Origin of the sequence: Pseudarthrobacter sp. B907 (assembly GCF_040137805.1) — a bacterium.
Taxonomy (GTDB): Bacteria; Actinomycetota; Actinomycetes; order Actinomycetales; family Micrococcaceae; genus Arthrobacter.
Map to the genome: position 1 here is coordinate 18,422 of NZ_JBEEQE010000008.1, position 18,182 is coordinate 36,603.

18 protein-coding genes and 2 riboswitches are annotated in these 18,182 nt (G+C 68.7%); of the genes, 12 read left to right on the plus strand and 6 right to left on the minus strand.

The window, feature by feature from the left end; genetic code table 11:
• Positions 1-8: 8 nt before the first annotated feature.
• Positions 9-242: a hypothetical protein gene (locus ABLI39_RS08815; RefSeq protein WP_349413044.1), complete on the minus strand. Its 234-nt coding sequence runs from the start codon at positions 240-242 to the stop codon at positions 9-11.
• Positions 243-420: 178 nt separating this feature from the next.
• Between ABLI39_RS08815 and ABLI39_RS08820 the strand changes: the two genes are divergently transcribed.
• The 3 genes from ABLI39_RS08820 to ABLI39_RS08830 are packed head-to-tail and all read left to right on the plus strand — an operon-like array spanning position 421 to position 2,754.
• On the plus strand, positions 421-804 hold the full coding sequence (locus ABLI39_RS08820; protein ID WP_138770163.1) for a cold-shock protein: 384 nt from the start codon (positions 421-423) through the stop codon (positions 802-804).
• A gap of 9 nt (positions 805-813) precedes the next feature.
• Entirely contained in the window at positions 814-1,368 is a 555-nt protein-coding gene (locus tag ABLI39_RS08825) for a DUF3027 domain-containing protein (protein WP_349413045.1), read from the plus strand.
• 42 nt (positions 1,369-1,410) lie between these two features.
• Positions 1,411-2,754, plus strand: coding sequence for an MFS transporter (locus tag ABLI39_RS08830; RefSeq protein ID WP_349413046.1), 1,344 nt, complete (start codon positions 1,411-1,413; stop codon positions 2,752-2,754).
• A gap of 29 nt (positions 2,755-2,783) precedes the next feature.
• Here the strand turns inward: ABLI39_RS08830 and serC are convergent, their stop codons facing one another.
• The gene (gene serC, locus ABLI39_RS08835; protein ID WP_349413047.1) at positions 2,784-3,914 is read right to left on the minus strand and encodes a phosphoserine transaminase; all 1,131 of its coding nucleotides are present in this window, start codon (positions 3,912-3,914) and stop codon (positions 2,784-2,786) included.
• 298 nt (positions 3,915-4,212) lie between these two features.
• On the opposite strand from serC, the gene ABLI39_RS08840 reads away from it, so the two are divergent.
• From ABLI39_RS08840 to ABLI39_RS08880, 9 genes are all read left to right on the plus strand, one after another.
• Positions 4,213-4,908 carry an iron-dependent transcriptional repressor DtxR gene (locus ABLI39_RS08840; RefSeq protein WP_349413048.1) on the plus strand — a complete coding sequence of 232 codons (696 nt, stop codon included), beginning with the start codon at positions 4,213-4,215 and terminating at the stop codon, positions 4,906-4,908.
• 149 nt (positions 4,909-5,057) lie between these two features.
• A riboswitch (cyclic di-AMP (ydaO/yuaA leader) is annotated at positions 5,058-5,269 on the plus strand.
• 4 nt (positions 5,270-5,273) lie between these two features.
• Complete coding sequence (locus ABLI39_RS08845) at positions 5,274-6,101, plus strand: M23 family metallopeptidase (protein WP_349413049.1); 828 nt, start codon at positions 5,274-5,276, stop codon at positions 6,099-6,101.
• 147 nt (positions 6,102-6,248) lie between these two features.
• Positions 6,249-6,407: riboswitch (cyclic di-AMP (ydaO/yuaA leader) on the plus strand.
• A gap of 264 nt (positions 6,408-6,671) precedes the next feature.
• Positions 6,672-7,412 carry an NlpC/P60 family protein gene (locus ABLI39_RS08850; RefSeq protein WP_349413050.1) on the plus strand — a complete coding sequence of 247 codons (741 nt, stop codon included), beginning with the start codon at positions 6,672-6,674 and terminating at the stop codon, positions 7,410-7,412.
• A 255-nt stretch (positions 7,413-7,667) separates the two neighbouring features.
• Positions 7,668-8,168 carry an HNH endonuclease gene (locus tag ABLI39_RS08855; RefSeq protein WP_349413051.1) on the plus strand — a complete coding sequence of 167 codons (501 nt, stop codon included), beginning with the start codon at positions 7,668-7,670 and terminating at the stop codon, positions 8,166-8,168.
• A 49-nt stretch (positions 8,169-8,217) separates the two neighbouring features.
• Entirely contained in the window at positions 8,218-8,919 is a 702-nt protein-coding gene (gene mobA / locus ABLI39_RS08860; RefSeq protein WP_349413052.1) for a molybdenum cofactor guanylyltransferase, read from the plus strand.
• Positions 8,903-9,190, plus strand: a complete 288-nt coding sequence (locus ABLI39_RS08865; protein ID WP_349413053.1) for a DUF6457 domain-containing protein — start codon at positions 8,903-8,905, stop codon at positions 9,188-9,190. Before mobA ends, ABLI39_RS08865 begins: the two co-directional genes overlap by 17 nt.
• Positions 9,187-10,593 carry a molybdopterin molybdotransferase MoeA gene (locus tag ABLI39_RS08870; protein WP_349413054.1) on the plus strand — a complete coding sequence of 469 codons (1,407 nt, stop codon included), beginning with the start codon at positions 9,187-9,189 and terminating at the stop codon, positions 10,591-10,593. The genes ABLI39_RS08865 and ABLI39_RS08870 overlap by 4 nt, the downstream gene beginning before the upstream one ends.
• An 84-nt stretch (positions 10,594-10,677) precedes the next feature.
• Positions 10,678-11,547: a formate dehydrogenase accessory sulfurtransferase FdhD gene (fdhD, locus tag ABLI39_RS08875; protein WP_349413055.1), complete on the plus strand. Its 870-nt coding sequence runs from the start codon at positions 10,678-10,680 to the stop codon at positions 11,545-11,547.
• Positions 11,548-11,653: 106 nt separating this feature from the next.
• On the plus strand, positions 11,654-14,677 hold the full coding sequence (locus ABLI39_RS08880; protein WP_349413056.1) for an alpha-mannosidase: 3,024 nt from the start codon (positions 11,654-11,656) through the stop codon (positions 14,675-14,677).
• Positions 14,678-14,882: 205 nt separating this feature from the next.
• Here the strand turns inward: ABLI39_RS08880 and ABLI39_RS08885 are convergent, their stop codons facing one another.
• The 4 genes from ABLI39_RS08885 to ABLI39_RS08900 all read right to left on the minus strand — a co-directional run bounded on the left by ABLI39_RS08885 (position 14,883) and on the right by ABLI39_RS08900 (position 17,988).
• On the minus strand, positions 14,883-15,617 hold the full coding sequence (locus ABLI39_RS08885; RefSeq protein ID WP_349413057.1) for a hypothetical protein: 735 nt from the start codon (positions 15,615-15,617) through the stop codon (positions 14,883-14,885).
• 12 nt (positions 15,618-15,629) lie between these two features.
• Positions 15,630-16,379, minus strand: coding sequence for a hypothetical protein (locus ABLI39_RS08890; protein ID WP_349413058.1), 750 nt, complete (start codon positions 16,377-16,379; stop codon positions 15,630-15,632).
• Positions 16,376-17,110 carry a hypothetical protein gene (locus ABLI39_RS08895; protein WP_349413059.1) on the minus strand — a complete coding sequence of 245 codons (735 nt, stop codon included), beginning with the start codon at positions 17,108-17,110 and terminating at the stop codon, positions 16,376-16,378. The genes ABLI39_RS08890 and ABLI39_RS08895 overlap by 4 nt, the downstream gene beginning before the upstream one ends.
• Positions 17,111-17,208: 98 nt before the next feature.
• Positions 17,209-17,988: a hypothetical protein gene (locus ABLI39_RS08900; protein WP_349413060.1), complete on the minus strand. Its 780-nt coding sequence runs from the start codon at positions 17,986-17,988 to the stop codon at positions 17,209-17,211.
• Positions 17,989-18,182: the final 194 nt, after the last annotated feature.

Consider the following 18,182-nt stretch of genomic DNA (forward strand, 5'->3'; position numbering starts at 1 on the left):
GTCCAACGTTACCTTTCGCCGTGCCCTGGCGTCCGGCGGCGGGCGGCGACGGCGTCGACCACAAGGACCAGCATGAGCAGGAACGCCAGCGGCAGCCCGTACAGGGCGGTGGAGGTGACCCACACCGGGGCCACCGCGTTGTTGAAAGCCATGGCCATCACCGCTCCGACGGCGGCCAGGGAGAGCGCGGCAACGCTGGCGGCCAGGATCAACAGGGGCCGCCGGAAACGCTGAGGTGTCATGGAGGCAACGCTAACAGCCCGGCTTCGCCCGCGCCTCAAACCGTCAAAGTGGCCAAGGCAGGATAACCTTGGAGGAACAGACCAACACGGTCCTGGCAGTCACACCCTGAACCCGCATATCCATGCGGATGCGCTGACCGCCGGCCGCGTCCCCCGCAGAACGAAGAAGGTTGATTACGTGCCCACCGGCAAGGTCAAGTGGTATGACAAGGAAAAAGGCTTCGGCTTCCTCGCAGGCGAAGACGGCCAGGAAGTGTTCCTGCCCAAGTCCGCACTGCCCGAAGGCGTGACGGAGCTCAAGGCCGGGACCCGGGTGGAGTTCGGAGTGGCAGACGGCCGCAAGGGCGCCCAGGCCCTGGGCCTGCGGGTGCTGGACAAGACGCCTTCCATTGCCAAGGCCAAGCGGCCCAGCGCCAAGGACCTCGCGCCGCTGGTGCAGGACCTGGTCAGCGTGCTGGACAACCTCTCCGGAACACTGTCCGCGGGGAAGTACCCGGAAGGCAACAAGGCCAAGGCCATTGCCGCCGCGCTTCGTAAGGTCGCCGACGAGCTGGACGCGTAAGGGCCCGCGATGACTCCGGAACCTGAACAGAACGCCGCCGCGACGGCCGGTGCGGCCGCCAAGGCCGCCGGCGCCAAAGCAGGATCCAAGCCGCGCTTCGGTGTCCCCGCCTGGCGCACCGGCAAGCCCGATGCCTTCCTGGCAGCCGCGGTGGACGCCGCACGGACCGCCGTGGAAAGCATCGCCCCGGCCGAGCAGATCGGCCGGCACCTGGGTGCCAAGAGCGAGGGCGACCGTCTGGTCACGCACCTCTTCGAATCCAAGCTGCCCGGCTACGGCGGCTGGCAGTGGTACGCGGTGCTCACGCGCAACTCCCGGTCCAAGGTTGTCACCGTGGACGAACTGGGCCTGCTGCCCTCCGAGGATTCGATCCTGGCCCCGGAATGGGTGCCGTGGGCCGAACGGGTCCGCCCCGAGGACGCGCAGCAGGACGACGTCACCGCACCCGCCTCGGGTGCCGTGACGGAACCGCCCGCCGACAACGCCGCAGAGGCGCCGGCAGGGCCCGAGGACGCGGACGGAACCGGGGCGGCGGAGGACGAGTCCGCCGTCGAGGCCGACTAGCGGTTTGGCACCGTTCGGGGGACTGCGGCGACGGGTTGGGACATGAGGTCCACCTTCAAATCACTGCACATCCTGAACTACCGGATCTGGTTCATCGGCGCCCTGGTCTCCAACATCGGGACCTGGATGCAGCGCACCGCGCAGGACTGGCTCGTCTTTGACCACCTGAGCGACCAGGACGCCGGAGCCATGGGCATCACCATGGCCCTGCAGCTGGGCCCGCAGCTCTTCCTGGCCCCGGTGGCAGGGCTCGTTGCCGACCGCTTCAACCGCAAGCAGTTGCTCGTCCTGACGCAGTCCGGCATGGCCCTCCTGAGCGCGGCGCTCGGCGTCCTGGTGCTGTCCGGCGCCGCCCAGCTCTGGCACGTCTACATCTTTGCCCTGCTGCTGGGCGTCGTCTCCGCCCTCGACGCCCCCGTGCGCCAGACCTTCGTCTCGGAGCTGGTGCGCGACGACTACCTGCCCAACGCCGTCGCCCTCAACAGCGCCTCGTTCAACGTGGCGCGGATGATCGGGCCCGCCGTCGCCGGGCTGCTCACCGTGGCCATCGGGCCCGGCTGGGTGTTCCTGGTCAACACCGTCACGTTCCTGGCGCTGCTCCTGAGCCTGGCCAAGATCCCCGGAGCCTCGCTGCGGCAGCTGCCCCGGGCGCCGGCGGGCAAGGGGCGGATCCGCGAGGGCCTGCGGTATGTGCGCTTCCGGCCGGACATTGGGGTGGTGCTGGTGGCGGTGTTCATCGTGGGGACCCTGGGACTGAACTTCGTCCTCTTTATTGCGGCCATGGTCGGCACGGAATTTGGCCTGGATGCCGGCGCTTTCGGCCTGATGAATTCGATCATGGCGATCGGTTCGGTCGCCGGCGCGCTGCTCTCGGCCGGGCGGGGCCGGCCGCGGATGCGCGTGATCTTCGGGGCGGCCGGCGCCTTCGGCCTGACCTCCGGCCTCGCGGCGCTGGCGCCCGACTACTTCTGGTTCGGTGTGGCCCTGGTGCCGGTGGGCCTCTTCGCGATCACCATGATGACCAGCGCCAATGGCTACGTCCAGACCACCACGGATCCGGTGATGCGCGGGCGGGTGATGGCGTTGTACATGGCGATTTTTATGGGCGGCACCCCGATCGGCGCCCCGCTGGTGGGGTGGGTGGCCAATGTGGCCGGGGCCCGCTGGTCCATGGGCGTGGCCGCGGCCTCGGGCGTGGCCGCGGCCGTGATCGGCATGGTCTGGATCGTCCGGGCGAAGCAGCTGCGGATCGCCTTCAACCGCCGAGCCCGCGGGCTGCGCTACTTCCGGGTCGTCCCTGCCGCCGGCCGGGAGGATGCCAGCGAACACACCGACGGCGCCGGCCGGAAGGTTCACGATGACCCGGACGGCGCCGTCGAGCGCTGACGCGTCCCTGCCAGGGGACGCCGGCGGCGCTACTGCTTGAGTTCGCCCACGACGAAGTCGATGCACTCCAGGAGCGCGGACACGTCGTCGGGCTCGATCGCCACGAAGGTGGCGATGCGCAGTTGGTTGCGGCCGAGCTTGCGGTACGGCTCGGTGTCCACGATGCCGTTGGCGCGCAGGACCTTGGCGACGGCCGAGGCGTCAATCGAATCGTCGAAGTCGATCGTGGCGATCACGTTGGACCGGTCCTCGGCCCGGGCCACAAACGGCGTGGCATAGGGGGAAGCCTCCGCCCAGCGGTAGATGCGGCCGGCCGAGTCGGCGGTCCGCGCGGCAGCGAAGTCGAGACCGCCGTTGGCGTTGAGCCACTGCACCTGCGCATCCAGGGTCACTAGGGTGGCCAGGGCCGGGGTGTTGTAGGTCTGGTTCAGCCGTGAATTGTCGATTGCGGTCTGGAGATCGAGGAAGTCCGGGATCCAGCGGCCGCTGGCCTTAACCCGGGCGGCACGCTCGAGGGCAGCCGGGGAAAACAGCCCCAGCCAGAGTCCGCCGTCGGAGGCGAAGTTCTTCTGCGGGGCGAAGTAGTAAACGTCAGCCTCGGCCACGTCCACGTCCAGGCCGCCGGCCGCGGAGGTGGCGTCGACCAGGACCAGGGAGCCTTCGTCGGCGCCCGGCACGCGCCTGACCGGGGCAGCAACACCGGTGGACGTCTCGTTCTGAGGCCAGGCGTATACATCGACGCCGGCCTCGGCCCGGGCCTCGGGGCGGGTGCCCGGCTCGGAGGTGATAATCGAGGATTCGGCCAGGAACGGCGCCTTGTTGGTGGCGGCGGCGAACTTCGAGCCGAACTCGCCGAAGGACAGGTGCTGTGCCTTGTTCTTCACGAGGCCGAAGCTGGCGATGTCCCAGAACGCGGTGGAGCCGCCGACGCCGAGGATGACCTCATAGCCGTCGGGGGCGCGGAAGAACTCGCTGAGCCCGCTGCGGACCGACCCCACGAGGTTCTTGACCGGAGCCTGCCGGTGCGAGGTGCCCAGCAGCGTCTCCGACGCCGCCGAAAGGGCCTGGATCTGCTCCGGCCGGACCTTCGACGGGCCGGCGCCAAAGCGGCCGTCCTTGGGCAGAAGGTTCGCGGGAATGGTGATGCTGGTGTCGCTCACAGTGGCTCCAATTGTCGGCTGGGTGCGTGGCGTGGCCCGGGCGGATGGTGCGTGGGCTGCGGCCGGGGACCTGACCTTATTCTGCCCGACGGTCCTCGGCAGGAGGGAAAATCGTCCGTCATAGTCCGGTCACTGAGACGGCCCGGGCGGGGCTGCCCGGGCGGGAGGCCGCAGATTATCCGGAGTAATTCAAAATAGGCTAGGCTGTGCGGTGATGTACGGCGGATCTCGCCGGGGCGCATCCTGCACGCGGTACGGTGGGAATGACGCAAGGACGGCGCTCGAGGAGCTGAGCTGAATGACGGATCTGATCGATACCACCGAGATGTATCTCCGGACCATCCTGGAACTTGAAGAAGAAAACATCGTCGCCCTCCGCGCCCGCATCGCCGAACGGCTCCGCCACTCCGGTCCCACCGTGTCCCAGACCGTCGGCCGGATGGAACGCGACGGCCTGGTGGTTGTCTCCGGCGACCGGCACCTTGAGCTGACCGACGCGGGGCGCAAGCGCGCCATCGAGGTGATGCGCAAGCACCGGCTGGCCGAGCGGCTCCTGGCCGACGTGATCGGACTCGATTGGGCCTACGTCCACGAGGAAGCGTGCCGCTGGGAGCATGTGATGAGCGAACGGGTTGAACGGCGCATCTTCGAAATGCTGGACCACCCCACCGTGTCCCCGTACGGAAATCCGATTCCCGGGCTCGCGGACCTGGGCGGTCTCCCGCCGTCGGAGGCCGCGGGCGGGGTCGTGAACCTGCTCGATGCCATGGCCGGCTACGGCGCTGACTCCCGGATCACCGTGAGCCGCCTCGCCGAGCCCATCCAGGTGGAACCGGAGCTGCTGGTGCAGCTCGACGAGGGCGGAATCCGGCCCGGCGCCCGGGTCTCGCTGGAACGCGTGGGGGAGTACATCTCGGTCCGGGTCCCCGATATCGAGGGCGCCCTTGAACTGCCTCCCGAGGTCGCGGCCCACGTCTTCGTTACGCTCGGGTAACTTGTCCGAACCGCCGTCCTGGGCGTGGGGGCCAAGTTGTGCACAGGGGAGATAACGAAATTATTACTGCCTGTCTTAATCGCCTATAGTTATGAACTGGCACTGATACTAAAGCGTTATCTGATCCGAAGCCGAGCTCTGCCAGCGGATCAGTAGGCGAGTCACCTTCTGGCAGAGGCGGGGGAACCACTACCGGCTGTTGATCCAACAGCCTTGGGGTGAAGTCCGCTAGCGGCAAGCAATCTCCATGAGGCCTCCCTTGGATGCCCCTGTGTCTGGATGCTTGCACCGGCGGACCGGGTCTTTGATCTCTCTGACCCGAATCCGACAGCTAACTTCGCAGGCTATCCAGAGAGGAACCGTAGTTGACCACCGAGACCGTCAGGGGCCGCCGTCGTGCGACCGGTCCCGCTCCGGAGCCGCGCCCGGCCGCCGTCGTAACCGCCGGGCGCCCGCGTGACGCGCACCGCGACGAACGCCGCGGCCGGCGCAGTGCGTTCCGTCAGATAACCGACTTTGCCGCTGTCAGCGGCGTCGGGCAGAAAGCCGGCATCGCCCTGGCGGCCACCGGCCTGGTCCTCACCTTCACAGTCCCGGCCACCGGCCCAGTGATGGCCACCGACTCCACGGACTCCGCCAAGACCGGCTCGGTTTCCGCCGCGGCGCAGCCCGAAGTCAAGGCCTCCGCTGCCCAGATTGACTTCAACCGCACAGCCGTCACCACCAAGGGCGACCCGGACGGCAAGCTGAAGCAGCTGCTCAGCGCCCAGTCCGCCAGCACGATCACCCGGGCGGCCTCGGCCGGCAGCCTCGGCCACCCGCTGGACACGATGGTCACCGCCTCGCCCTTCGGCTATCGGATCAGTCCCATCACGGGCGCCGTCGGGGAATTCCACCGCGGGCAGGACTACGCCGCCCAGTGCGGCACCGCCGTGCATGCCGCGGCCAGCGGCACCGTAACCTTTACCGGCTGGCACCCCTACGGGGGCGGCAACCGCGTCGTGATCGACCATGGCAATGGCCTGGAGACCACGTACAACCACTTGTCGTCCTCCACTGTCCGCGTGGGCCAGCAGGTTTCCCGCGGCGACGTGGTGGCGATGAGCGGCACCACCGGCGCCTCCACCGGCTGCCACCTCCACTTCGAGGTGATGGTCAACGGGGAAGTCGTTGATCCGCTGGGCTGGCTCTAAGCCGAGCCGAGGGACCACTCGCATTTCTGTGACACGCCGTGATCTGAATGTGACATTGAGTCCCAACTGCTGTACCGTATGAAGCACGCCAACTTCTCCGAAGTTGGCGCTCTTGAGTGGATTGCCTAACTCTGCCACCGCTCAAGGTCCGTTCGCATGACATCGTCTGGCAGGGGCGGGGGAACCAATTTTGGTCTTCGCAAGAAGACCTTGGGGTTAAGTCGCAAAGCTTCCCAGGAAGCGGCGCGGCCGGGTGACTCCCATCCGAATCCGACAGCTCACCTCGTAGGCATTGGGAGAGGCTACTTTCGTGTCTTCACGCCACAATGCTGCGCGTTCTCGCGCTGGCGAGGCTCAGTTGAGCCCGCTGAACTCCATGCTCCGCGCTGCCCTTGTCGGCGCCCGGACTGGATCTCACAACGCAGTTCCCGCTTTTGGCGCGTCTTCGCAGTACACCCTTCGCTAAAGAAACCCGTTTCGGGGCGATCCGGCGTACCCCCAAGATGCCGGAGCGTCCTCAGTCCCGCCTGAATTGAGCGCGGACAAAAGGATCACGAAAGAGAGAACTGAATGACTACTCGTGCAACCATTGCACGCCACCGCGCGGAGGTCACCAAGACCAACTCGCTGGCTGTCATTGCTAAGGCCGTCGGCGACAACGCCGGTGGTATGGGTCGCCAGGCTGCGGTTATCGCTGCAGCCTCCGGCCTGGTGCTGACCAGCGGTATCGCAGCCAACGCTGCCGAGACCAACGTTCAGCGCGAGTCGACCTCCGCTTCCGCCCTGGAAGTGCAGTCCACCTCACCGGCCACGATCTCCGCGGCCTCCAGCATCGCGATCTCCTACGAGAAGCCCGCTGTTACCACCGCACCGGCCCCCGTCGAGGCTCCCAAGCCCGTCGTCAAGGTCAAGGAAGCTGCCGCTTCCACCGGCAACGCGGTGACCGCCTCCCTGGCCACGAAGGCTCCGGCTGCTGTCAGCGGCATGGGCGCTTCGATCGCCGCTGCTGCCTACGCGCAGATCGGTGTCTCCCAGGACTGCACCATGCTGGCCACCAACGCGCTGGCCGCAGTTGGCATCAACTACCACGGCTGGCCGGCAGGTTACCTGTCCCTGGGCCGCACCGTGAGCGCTGCTGAAGCTCAGCCGGGCGACCTCGCCTACTACCAGAACGGCGGCATGGGCATGGCCCACATCGCTGTTTACGTCGGCAACGGCATGGCCGTCCACGGCGGCTGGAACGGCGGAACCACCGCGCTGTACAGCGTCAACGTCGGCTCCGGCCCGGTCTTCATCCGCGTCGGCGGCTAAGACTGAATCCCGGCGCCCGCCGGAAGCATCGTGAAGGACCCCTGCCCGCGGCAGGGGTCCTTTGCGTTGCCCGGGGCGCGGTGCCGACCCGCCCCCGGACCCTGCGGCGGACCCAGCCGCGGGGGCGCGCCGAAACAAAATTCGGTAAACCGGGCCTGCCGTGTTTACTCTTGTGGTGTCGATCCATAGCCCGACCATGCACAGGGCAGCCGGCCCTCGTGCCCCTGGCGGGTGCGGCCGTGAAGAGGTATGCGGATGCGCACTCTCGTTCTGAATGCTGGATATGAACCGCTGGCGGTAGTCACCTTCCGCCGGGCGCTGGTCCTTGTGCTGACGGGGAAGGCCAGTGTGGTGGCCGAAGGCGACGATCCCGTGGTGGGCCCGCAGGATATCCTCGGCCGGCCCTCCGTGATCCTGCTGAACAGGTACATCAGGCCGCGCTACAACACTCTGACGGCGGTCAGCCGCAGGGGGGTGCTGCGCCGCGACAACCACCGCTGCGCCTACTGCGGCAAGGCGGCCCACACCATCGACCATGTCCAGCCCAAGTCCCGGGGCGGCGCGGATTCGTGGGAAAACCTCGTCGCCGCCTGCCTGCGCTGCAACAATGCCAAGGGGGACCATACACCCGGGGAAATGGGCTGGAAACTCGGCTTCCTTCCCGGCCCGCCCAAGGGCACCATCTGGCAGATCAAGGAGCTGGAGAAGCCCGCCCCGGCCTGGGACCCGTTCCTGCTTCCCGAAAAGGCACACTGAGCATCCCGGGCTGACGCCCGGCGCCCGCCGCGGCGGCTAGGCTGGGTGGGTGGAATTCGACGCCGTTATCCTCGCCGGGGGCAGGTCAACCCGCCTCGGCGGCGTGCCCAAGGCCCGGCTGACGGCAACCGGCACCAGCTTGCTGGACCTTACCCTCAAGGCGGCCGGCGGGGCCCGCCGGATCGTGGTGGTCGGGCCGGAACTGGGCGGCCTCCCGCCTCAGGTGCTTCGTTGCCGCGAGGAGCCCCCGTTCTCCGGACCCGCCGCCGCCATCGCCGCAGGCCTCGCGGCCCTGGCCGGAGAGCATGCCGGGGCCGGGGAGCAGGCAGCGGGTGGACCGGCGGCCCAGACCCTGGTGCTCGCCTGCGACATGCCGAGGGTCGCCGCCGCGGTCGGCGCCCTGCTGGCGGCGGCGGACGGCCCGGCCGAAGGTCCGGGCGGCGGCCGTGACGGGGTCATGGCAGTGGCGCCGGACGGACGCACCCAGCCCCTCGCCGGCCTTTATCGCACGGCCGCGCTACAACGCGCCGTCGGCGACGCGGCCCGGCGCAACGCCCTCGAGGGGGGCTCCGTCTTCGCCCTGCTTGCTAGTCTTGAACTGCGGACGGTTCCGGTTCCGCCGGGTTCCACTGACGACGTGGACACCTGGGATGACGCTTCCGCCCTGGGGGTATCAGACCCCGGTCCAGGCCGGTCCGGAAACGGGCGGCCGAATTCGACTTTGGAGGCAAACGGTGAAAAGCCAGGATGAGACGCTGGAGGACTGGTGCCGGGCACTGCTCCAGGCCCTGGAACTCGAGGACGTCGAAATCGACATCAACGAAGTGCTGGGGCTCGCCGGAGTTGCCGCGCACTCCGTCGTCCGACCCGCAGCTCCGCTGACGACCTTTATTGCCGGGTTCGCGGCCGGGCTGGCCTCCGGTTCCGGGCAGGCGCCGGACAGCGTGTCCATGCAAGCCGCCATGGGCGTGGCCCGGAAACTCGCGAAGGAATACGCCGCCGCCGAGGCACCCGGGGCATGACGCCTGAGCCGCCCAGCAGCAGTGCCGGCGCCGAGGACGGGGCCTCCGGGGACCCGGCCGAGGCTCCACACCGGCACCTCGCGCACGGCTGGCAGGAGGCACGGCAGCTGGCCTTCGACTGCGCCACCCCCATCCCGGCCGCGTCGGTGCCGCTCCGGCATGCCCTGGGACGGACGCTGGCGGAAGATCTGACGGCGCTGCACGACATGCCGCACTACGCCTCCTCGGCGATGGACGGCTGGGCCGTCAACGGCAGCGGACCCTGGATCCTCGCCGAACCCGGCCAGCGGCTGGCCCCGCACCAGGCAAGCCCGATCGCCACCGGCGGGCTGATCCCGGCGGGGGCAAAGGCCGTGCTCCGCAGCGAGAGCGGCGTGATCTCCCCGGACGAAGAGGGGCTGCCGGTCCTCAAACTCGGCGGCGGGGCCAAGCCCGGGGAACCGCGCAACGGTGACCACATCCGCAAAGCCGCGGAGGAGGCCGCCGCCGGCGACTTGCTCATCAAGGCAGGCGCGGTCCTTAACCCCGCACACCTGGCCCTGGCCGCCCTCGCCGGACACGACGCGCTGCCGGTCCTGGGCAAGGCCGTCGTCCGGCTCGTGTTCACCGGTTCCGAAGTCGTCAGCAGCGGCGTCCCCCAACCGGGCGAGGTACGGGATACCTTCGGGCCGCAGCTGGCCGCCGTCGTGGAAATGCTCGGCGGGATCTTCGCCGGTGAGGTCAAGATCGGCGACGCCGACGCCGACTGGCTCGCGGCCCTTGAGGATACCGACGCCGCGGAGCCGGGCACGGCCGCCGGTGACGCCTCGGAGCCGCTGCCGGCCGACGTCGTCATCACCACCGGCGGCACCGGCCGCTCCGGCACCGACCACCTGCGGCGCACGGTCGCGGAACTGGGCGGCCGACTGCTCATCGACGGTATCGCCATGCGTCCGGGCCACCCTGCCGTGTTGGCCGAACTGCCGGACGGGCGCTTTGTGATCGGGCTGCCAGGGAATCCACTGGCGGCCATGATGGCGCTGTCCACTCTCGGCGCTCCGCTGCTGGCCGCCCTGGGCCACGGGTCGCGGCCGCCGGTGGTTGAGGTCCCGTGTGGCACCATGATCGATCCCGACCCGGGCCGGACGCGGCTGATGCCGTTCCGCATGCTCTACGGGATGGCGTCGCCGGCGCAGCACACCGGCCCGGGCATGATGCGCGGGCTCGCCGACGCCGACGGCGTCCTGGTGGTCCCGCCGCACGGCGTGCAGCTGGGCGAGCCGGTGCAGGCGTTCGCGCTGCCGTGGGGCGCGGCCCTGCCCCAGGCCGCCCCGGACGAGGCAGCCGCGAAGCCGGCCACGAAACGCGCCGCCCGGAAGCCGGCCGCGGACGGCCCGGTGGACTGGAGCGCGCTGCTTGGCTGAGGCGCGGGGGCAGGTCATGATGGATCCAGGGGCGGTCCGCCAAGGGCGGCCGGACCCAAATGCAATGCTGATGAGGAGTATCCGATGGGCCGCGTGACACAGCGCCGCAAGGTGCACAAGTTTGTCCTGGACGGCTCGCCGCAGGCGCTGGAGTTCCCGGTCCGGCACCGGGAGGACGTGCTGGCGGTCGAGGAGCCGCTCGAAATCCGGCTCGGCAGCCTCTCCTACTCCGTCACAATGCGGACGCCCGGCAGCGACTTCGACCTCGTCGCCGGGTTCCTGGTCTCCGAGGGGGTTATCTGGGAACCGGAGCAGCTCGTCTCGCTGCGGTTCTGCGCCGGCGAGGACGAGGACGGGACCCAGACGTTCAACGTGGTGGAGGCGCAGTTGCGCCCCGACGTCGTCCGGCCGGACACCGGGCGCAACTTTTTCACCTCCAGCTCCTGCGGGATCTGCGGCACCGACTCGATCGACGCCGTGCACAAGTCCTCGCACTTCAGCCCCGCCGGCGACCCGGTGACCGTCGCAGTGCAGACGCTCGCCTCGCTGCCGGACCGGCTGCGCGAAGCCCAGGCCGTCTTCGACGTCACCGGCGGCGTCCATGCCGCGGGGCTTTTCCGGATTTCCGACGACGGCGACGCCGAGCTCCTTTGCCTGCGCGAGGACGTGGGCCGCCACAACGCGGTGGACAAGGTCGTGGGCTGGGCGCTGCGGGAAGGCCTGCTGCCCCTCAGCGGCACCGTGCTCCAGGTCTCCGGCCGGGCGTCCTTCGAACTGGTGCAGAAGGCGGCGTTGGCCGGGATCCCGGTGCTCGCCGCCGTCAGCGCGCCCTCCAGCCTGGCGGTGGAACTGGCCGAGGCCAGCGGGATGACGCTGGCCGGGTTCAGCCGGGGCACCACGATCAATGTCTACGCCGGCCACGAACGCGTTTCGCCGCCGGAAGCTACCGCCTAGGCCTGCGTTGGCTTAACCGCGGCGGCCGACGTAGATTTTATCCATCGACTGGACACGCGACCCGAACTGATCACGAACCACCGGCACCAGCGCGAAGAGGATCACATTGCACGACGACCGCCGTCTCACGGAAGTCCGGCTGGACCGCTTTCTGCGCGAACGCATCACCCCCGCGGTCTACCCGCGCACGGCGCCGCTCACGCTGAGCAGCTGGGACGCGCCGGGGGAACCGGTCCCGGCGCTGGAGGCGCTACGGCAACACTTTACGCCGCAGGCGCAGGGGGAGGCCTGGGGGAGGCCCTGGAGCACCAAGTGGCTGCGGCTGCAGGGGGATGTGCCCGATTCCTGGGGCAACGCACCGGACACGACCGTGGAAATCCTGGTGGACCTGGGCTTTAGCAGCGACCTGCCGGGCTTCCAGTGCGAGGGCACCGCCTGGCGGGCCGACGGGACCGTGACCAAGGCGATCTCGCCGCGGAACCAGTACATTCCCCTGAAGCTGCTGGGCAGCGGGATGTCCGTGGACTTCTACGTCGAGGCGGCGGCCAACCCGGACCTGTCCCAGGGCTGGACCTTCGCGGCCACCCCCTACGGCGACAAGGCGACCGCCGGGTCCGAGCCGCAGTACCGGCTGGGTCCGATCGTCATCGCCGAGCTCAACCGGGCCGTCTGGGAGCTGCAGCAGGACATCTGGACCCTCCGCGGTCTGATGCACGAGCTGCCGATGGAACTGCCGCGGCGGCATGAGATCCTCCGCGCGCTCGAACGGATGCTCGACGTGATGGACCCCGACGACGTGCCGGGCACGGCGGCGGCGGGCCGTGCGGCGCTCGCCGACGTGCTGGCCCGGCCGGCCTACGCCTCGGCCCACCAGCTCCTCGCCACCGGGCACGCGCATATCGACTCCGCCTGGCTGTGGCCGGTCCGGGAAACCATCCGCAAATGCGCGCGAACGTTCTCCAACGTCGTTGCGCTGATGGACGAGGACCCCGGGTTCGTGTTTTCATGCTCCTCGGCGCAGCAGCTGGCCTGGATCAAGGAGTACTACCCTGAGCTCTTCGAGCGCATCCGGGAGAAGGCCAAGACCGGCCAGTTCGTCCCGGTGGGCGGCATGTGGGTCGAATCGGACAGCAACATGCCCGGCGGCGAAGCCATGGCCCGCCAGTTCCTCGAAGGTAAGAGCTTCTTCCTTGCCGAGTTCGGCGTCGAGTGCCGGGAGGCGTGGCTACCCGACACCTTCGGCTACTCTGCCGCCATGCCGCAGATCGTCAAGGCCGCCGGGAGCCGCTGGTTCCTGACCCAGAAGATCTCCTGGAACCAGGTCAACCGGATGCCGCACCACACCTTCAACTGGGAAGGAATCGACGGCACCCGGATCTTCACGCACTTCCCGCCGGTGGACACCTACAGTTCCGAAATCAGCGGCCGGGAACTCGCGCATGCCGAGCGCAACTACCGGGACCACGGCCGCGGCACCATGTCCCTGCTGCCCTTCGGCTACGGCGACGGTGGCGGCGGACCCACCCGCGAGATGCTCGCCGCGGCGCGGCGCACCGCGGACCTCGAGGGGTCCCCCCGGGTCCGGCTAGGCGCGGCCGCGGACTTCTTCGCCGACGCCGAGGCGGAGTACCCGGGGCTCCCAGTCTGGGTGGGTGAAATGTACCTCGAGCTGCACCGGGGCACCTACACCAGCCAGGCGAACACCAAACGGGGCAACCGGCGCAGCGAACACCTGCTCCGGGAGGCCGAGCTGTGGTGCGCCACGGCGGCCGTCCGCTCCGGTGCCCGCTACCCGGCGGCCGAGCTCAAGCGTCTCTGGCGGCTGGTGCTGCTGCAGCAGTTCCACGACATCCTGCCGGGCAGCTCGATCGCCTGGGTGCACCAGGACGCCGAACGGAACTACGACGCCGTCGCCCGGGACCTGGAAGCGATCATCGCCGAGGCCGCCGCGGCTCTGCTGGGGGAGGGGAGTGAGGAGTTCCTGCTCAACGCAGCCCCGCACGGCCGCCTCGGCGTCCCGGCGCTCGCCGCCGCCGTCCCTGTCCGCGCAGCTGCACCCGTGCAGTCCGCGGATGCCGGCGGCGGCTTTGTGCTGGACAACGGGATCATCCGCGCCGAGGTCAACGACCACGGCCTGCTGGTGTCACTTATTGACCACGCCAGCGGCCGCGAGGCGATTGCGCCGGGGGAGTTCGGCAACCTCCTCGAACTGCACCGGGACACCCCGAACGAATGGGACGCCTGGGACATCGACGCGTTCTACCGCCGCAATGTCACCGCACTGACCGAGGCCCGCTCCGTGACGCTGCAACGCGACGGGCACGCCGCCGTCGTTGTGGTGGAGCGGCTGGCCGGCGCCTCCGCCGTGACCCAGCGGATTCGGCTGGAACCGGGCGCGCCGTCGCTGGCCATCTCCACCGCGGTGGACTGGCAGGAACACGAGAAGCTGCTCAAGCTCGGCTTCGCCTTTGACGTCCGGGCCGACCGCTCCGCCTCGGAGACCCAGTTCGGCCACGTCTTCCGGCCCACCCACCTCAACACCTCGTGGGAGGCGGCCAAATTCGAGATCTGCGCGCACCGCTGGATCCACGTGGCCGAGCCCGGCTACGGCATCGCGGTCTCCAACGGCGCGAGTTACGGCCATGACGTCACCCGCGCCATCCGCGACGACGACGGCGGCACCACCACCACGGTCCGGGTCTCGCTGCTGCGGGCGCCCAAGTTCCCGGACCCGAACGCGGACCGCGGCCCGCACGAACTGACCGTCACCGTGCGGCCCGGCGCCGCCATTGCCGACGCCGTCGAGGAGGGCTACCGCACCAACCTCGCCCCGCGGGTGGTCAAGGGGGCCCGCGGAGTGGAGCCGCTAGTCTCTGTCTCCCATCCCGCCCTTGTGGTCGAAGCCGTCAAACTTGCCGAGGACGGCTCGGGCGACGTGATCGTGCGGCTCTACGAATCCCTCGGCGAACGTTCCTCCGGCACAGTGTCGGCCAACTTCACAGCCACGGGGGTGCACACCGTGGATCTTTTGGAGCGGCCGGTGGAGGCGCCCGGGGTGACGGTCCGTGACGGCGCCGCGGACCTGGAGCTGCGTCCCTTCCAGCTGGTGAGCCTGCGGTTCCAGCGCTGACGCCTGAGGGCCAGCCGGGCGGCTACCGGCCCGTTAAACAGGCTGAGTGGGAGCGGTCCTTCCGGACCGCTACCACTCATCCCCCCAATGGCGCTTTGACGCTTCGCTCGGCTTCGTAAGACTGAATCCCCATTCACGAAGCCGGCTGGCGTTTTCACACATTTGTGATTCTCTCACGCTCTAATGATTTTGTGAACACCGGCGGCTACTTCTTAAGGAACGTTGCAGGAGTGTTATGTCCGGGCCGGGAGATTTGGCCGGAAAACCAGAAGGCGAGCAGTCCCAGCACGTAGCCGAGCACTGCCACGTAATTGACGAGCATCCGGGCCGAGTCCCACTGGCCTGGAGCGAAAGACGCCGGCACGCTGGCGATCGCCGCGGCGGCACCCAGCAGGGTCAGCGCGGCTCCGGCCCGTACCAGCCAAGGCAGACGCGTCATGATAGCGGCCACGAGCGGAGGCAACAGGATCAGCGAGACGAGGGCCGGGTAGCTCCGCCCGGCTGCCGCGTAGAGCGGTGCAAGGGCGGCGTTCAGCGTACTGTCGTCCGAGTGCGCTTCAAGACCGGCCGAGGAACCGCCGGTATCCATCAGCAGGAAGGTCGCGGTCACCGCGAGGCACGCCGCGGCCAGCCCCCAGCGCCCGGCAGGGCCGGTGATCAGGCGCCGGGCGCGGGCGGCACCAAGCCCCTTGGACAACCGAAGCCCGACCAGGAACACCATTCCGAAGACGATGAAGCGGAGGAGCAGGTTGGCCAGATTCCAGCCTCCCAGCACCCTGTCGATCGCCGAGTAGGGTTCTGGAATGCTGAGCAGGCTGCAGACCGTGGCCAGGAAGAGGATCCCGAAGACTGCCCGATTGTGCCCGCGCACGGCATCGGGGACGCGGACGAGCGTTGCGATGCCGCAAACGATCAGCGTGCCCCACTGAAGGACTGCCATCTTTCTGCACTCCTAGTCCGGGACGGTGGCCGCTGGATCGGGCCGCCGGGTCCGCGGTGACGGGTGGGCCCGGAGCTTGGCGATCCAGATCAACGCCATTCCCACCACGTAGCCGAGGACAGCCGTGTAGTTGACGATAAACCGCAGGATGCCCAGCCCCGGCGGGATGACCGGGGATAGCAGGCTCAGTGCGATGGCCACCGTTCCCACGGACAGTAGCAGGGCCGCCGTCCGGATCAGTGCCGGGAGGCGGCTGCGGAACACCCCGAGCGTTGCCGGCAGGAGGACCAGCGAGACGTAGCTGGGATAAAGCCTTCCCGCCGCCCCGTAGTACTCGACCAGCGCGGCGTTGTGGGCGTCCAGCGCTGCAACCGAGGTCAGCCCGGCTGAGGACCCCGCCGTGTCCATCAGCAGGAACGCCACAACCACGGCGACGCCGGCAATGGTGAAGGCAACGGCCCCGGCACGGCCGGTGATCAGCTTCAGCGCCCGGCATGCCCCGAATGCCCTCGCGACGCGGATGCCCACCAGGAGGATGGCGCCGAAAATGATAAAGCGGAGGATCAGGTTGGCCAAGTTGCGGCCGCCCAGCGCCTGGTCGATTGCCACATAAGGCGCCTGGATGCTGAGCAGGATCGCGAAGGTCATCAGCAGCAGGATGCCCAGGAGCAGGCGGTTCTCGCCGCGGAGGGCACTCGGGATCCTGGCCAGGGCCAGGGCGGCGCAGATGACCAAGGTGGACCATTGAAGGATCTCGATCATCCGAGGTTCTCCCAGATCTTCTCGGTCTGCGCCTGTTCCAGCTCCTGGCGGCGCAGGGCCTTGCCCAGGGTTTGCAGCCGTTCGCCGGCCAAGGTGGCCAGTTCGCCGTCGGAAAGCGCGTCCAGGGCGGACTGCCGGGCATCCGAGGGCCATCCGGCCTCGGCCTCGGTGATCAGCCCGGTTGCCACCAGACCGCCCGTGAAGCCGACGCCTGCGGCCCGTGAGGTTGCGACCGCCAGTTCCGGCGAGAGCCGGTTGGCTGTCAACTGGGCCGAATAGTTTTGGGGGGCGATGCCCGTGGCGGCGGAGACCCGGTGGCGGAGCTCGCCGTCGTCGATCGCGTCCACCCAGTTGCGCACCGAGGTGGCGTGCGGGGCCGGGCTAAGCGCGTGCGGCGTCTGGCCTGCCTGGGATACGCCGGCGGAAGAGCGTTCAATCACGGCTCGCAGCAGATCCATGGTGGCGACCTGGCTGACGAGTTCCGCCGCGGTGGGGCGCTGGGCCAGCTGCTTCATTTCCGCGTAGTTGTCAAAGGTTGCGAGGGCCTCGGCGGGGTTGATGCCGAGCGCGCGGCTGATGCTGACGACGGTTGTCTCCGCGACCTTCCCGCGCACCAGTTGCTGGGCCAAAGTGGTGCGCTTGACCCCGGAGATCCTGCAGATATCGGCCGTGCTGGCCGTCGGGGCAGCGCCATGGAGCCAGAGTTGAAACGCTTTGGCGGGTACTGGCATCTATACCTTCCTGCAGGGCCGCTGGAGAGTTGGCGTGGTGGGACGTAGTACCGTGCGGCCCGCTGCTGGCCACAACCGGCACCGCCACCGTCCGATCATCATAATTCTTCAGCCCGGGCGTTTGCCTGATCAGGCGCGCGGCGGGAGCCCTCAAGTGCGGAGGATGCCCGCGCGGCCCGCCGTGCAGCCACCTTGCCCAACCAGATCAGGGTTAGGCCCACCACGAGGCCGAGCACCGCCGCAGAACTGATGATGTATTGGATGAAGGCCAGGCGCTGGGGCAATAGATCGCTAATGGCCAGCAGGATCATGGCGGCGGATCCGACCGTCAGGACGGCCGCCCCGCCGCGGACGAGGCCCGGCAAACGGGAGCGCAGGGTCTTGATGGTCGCCGGCAACAGACAGGCCGCCACGAAGGCCGGATAGAGCCGGCCGGCCGTCGTATAGAGCGCAATAAGCTGGCGGTTGGGTGGGCTCTGGTCCGCCAGTGTCGATAGCCCCACGGAGGTGCCCGCAGTGTTTGCCAGCAGGAACGGCGCCGTCGTGGCGAGGACGATCACAGCCAGCACGGCCAGACCGACCGGTCCGAGGAGCAGCCGGAGGCTGTTGGCGTTCCCGAATCCCTTCGCAATCTTGTACCCGGCCAGCAGGACGGTTCCATAGATGACGAAGCGCAGCACCAGGTTGGCGTAGTTGTTGCCCCCCAGGAACCCGTCGACCAGTGTGTAGCTCCACTCGATGCTGAGGAGCATGGCGAAAGTGACAAGCACGAAAATGCCGAAGAGGGAGCGGTTTTCTCCACGCAGGGCGGCCGGCATCCGGAACAGGGCAACAAGTGCGCAGACGAGCAACGTGGACCATTGCAGGGCAGGAATCATTGGTGGTTTCCCTTAGTTTGTGCGGGGTTGGCCCGTTCATCCGGCCCGATCCCTAAGGCCGGATCCACGGCGATTTTACCGCCGGAGCGACTTCAACTATGCTAGATGCTCGAACCCGCTGGTCCGTACACCCCCCAAGTCCGGACCAGCGGGTTCTTCTATGCCCGGCGGCAGTTGCGCGAATTTTCGCCGGT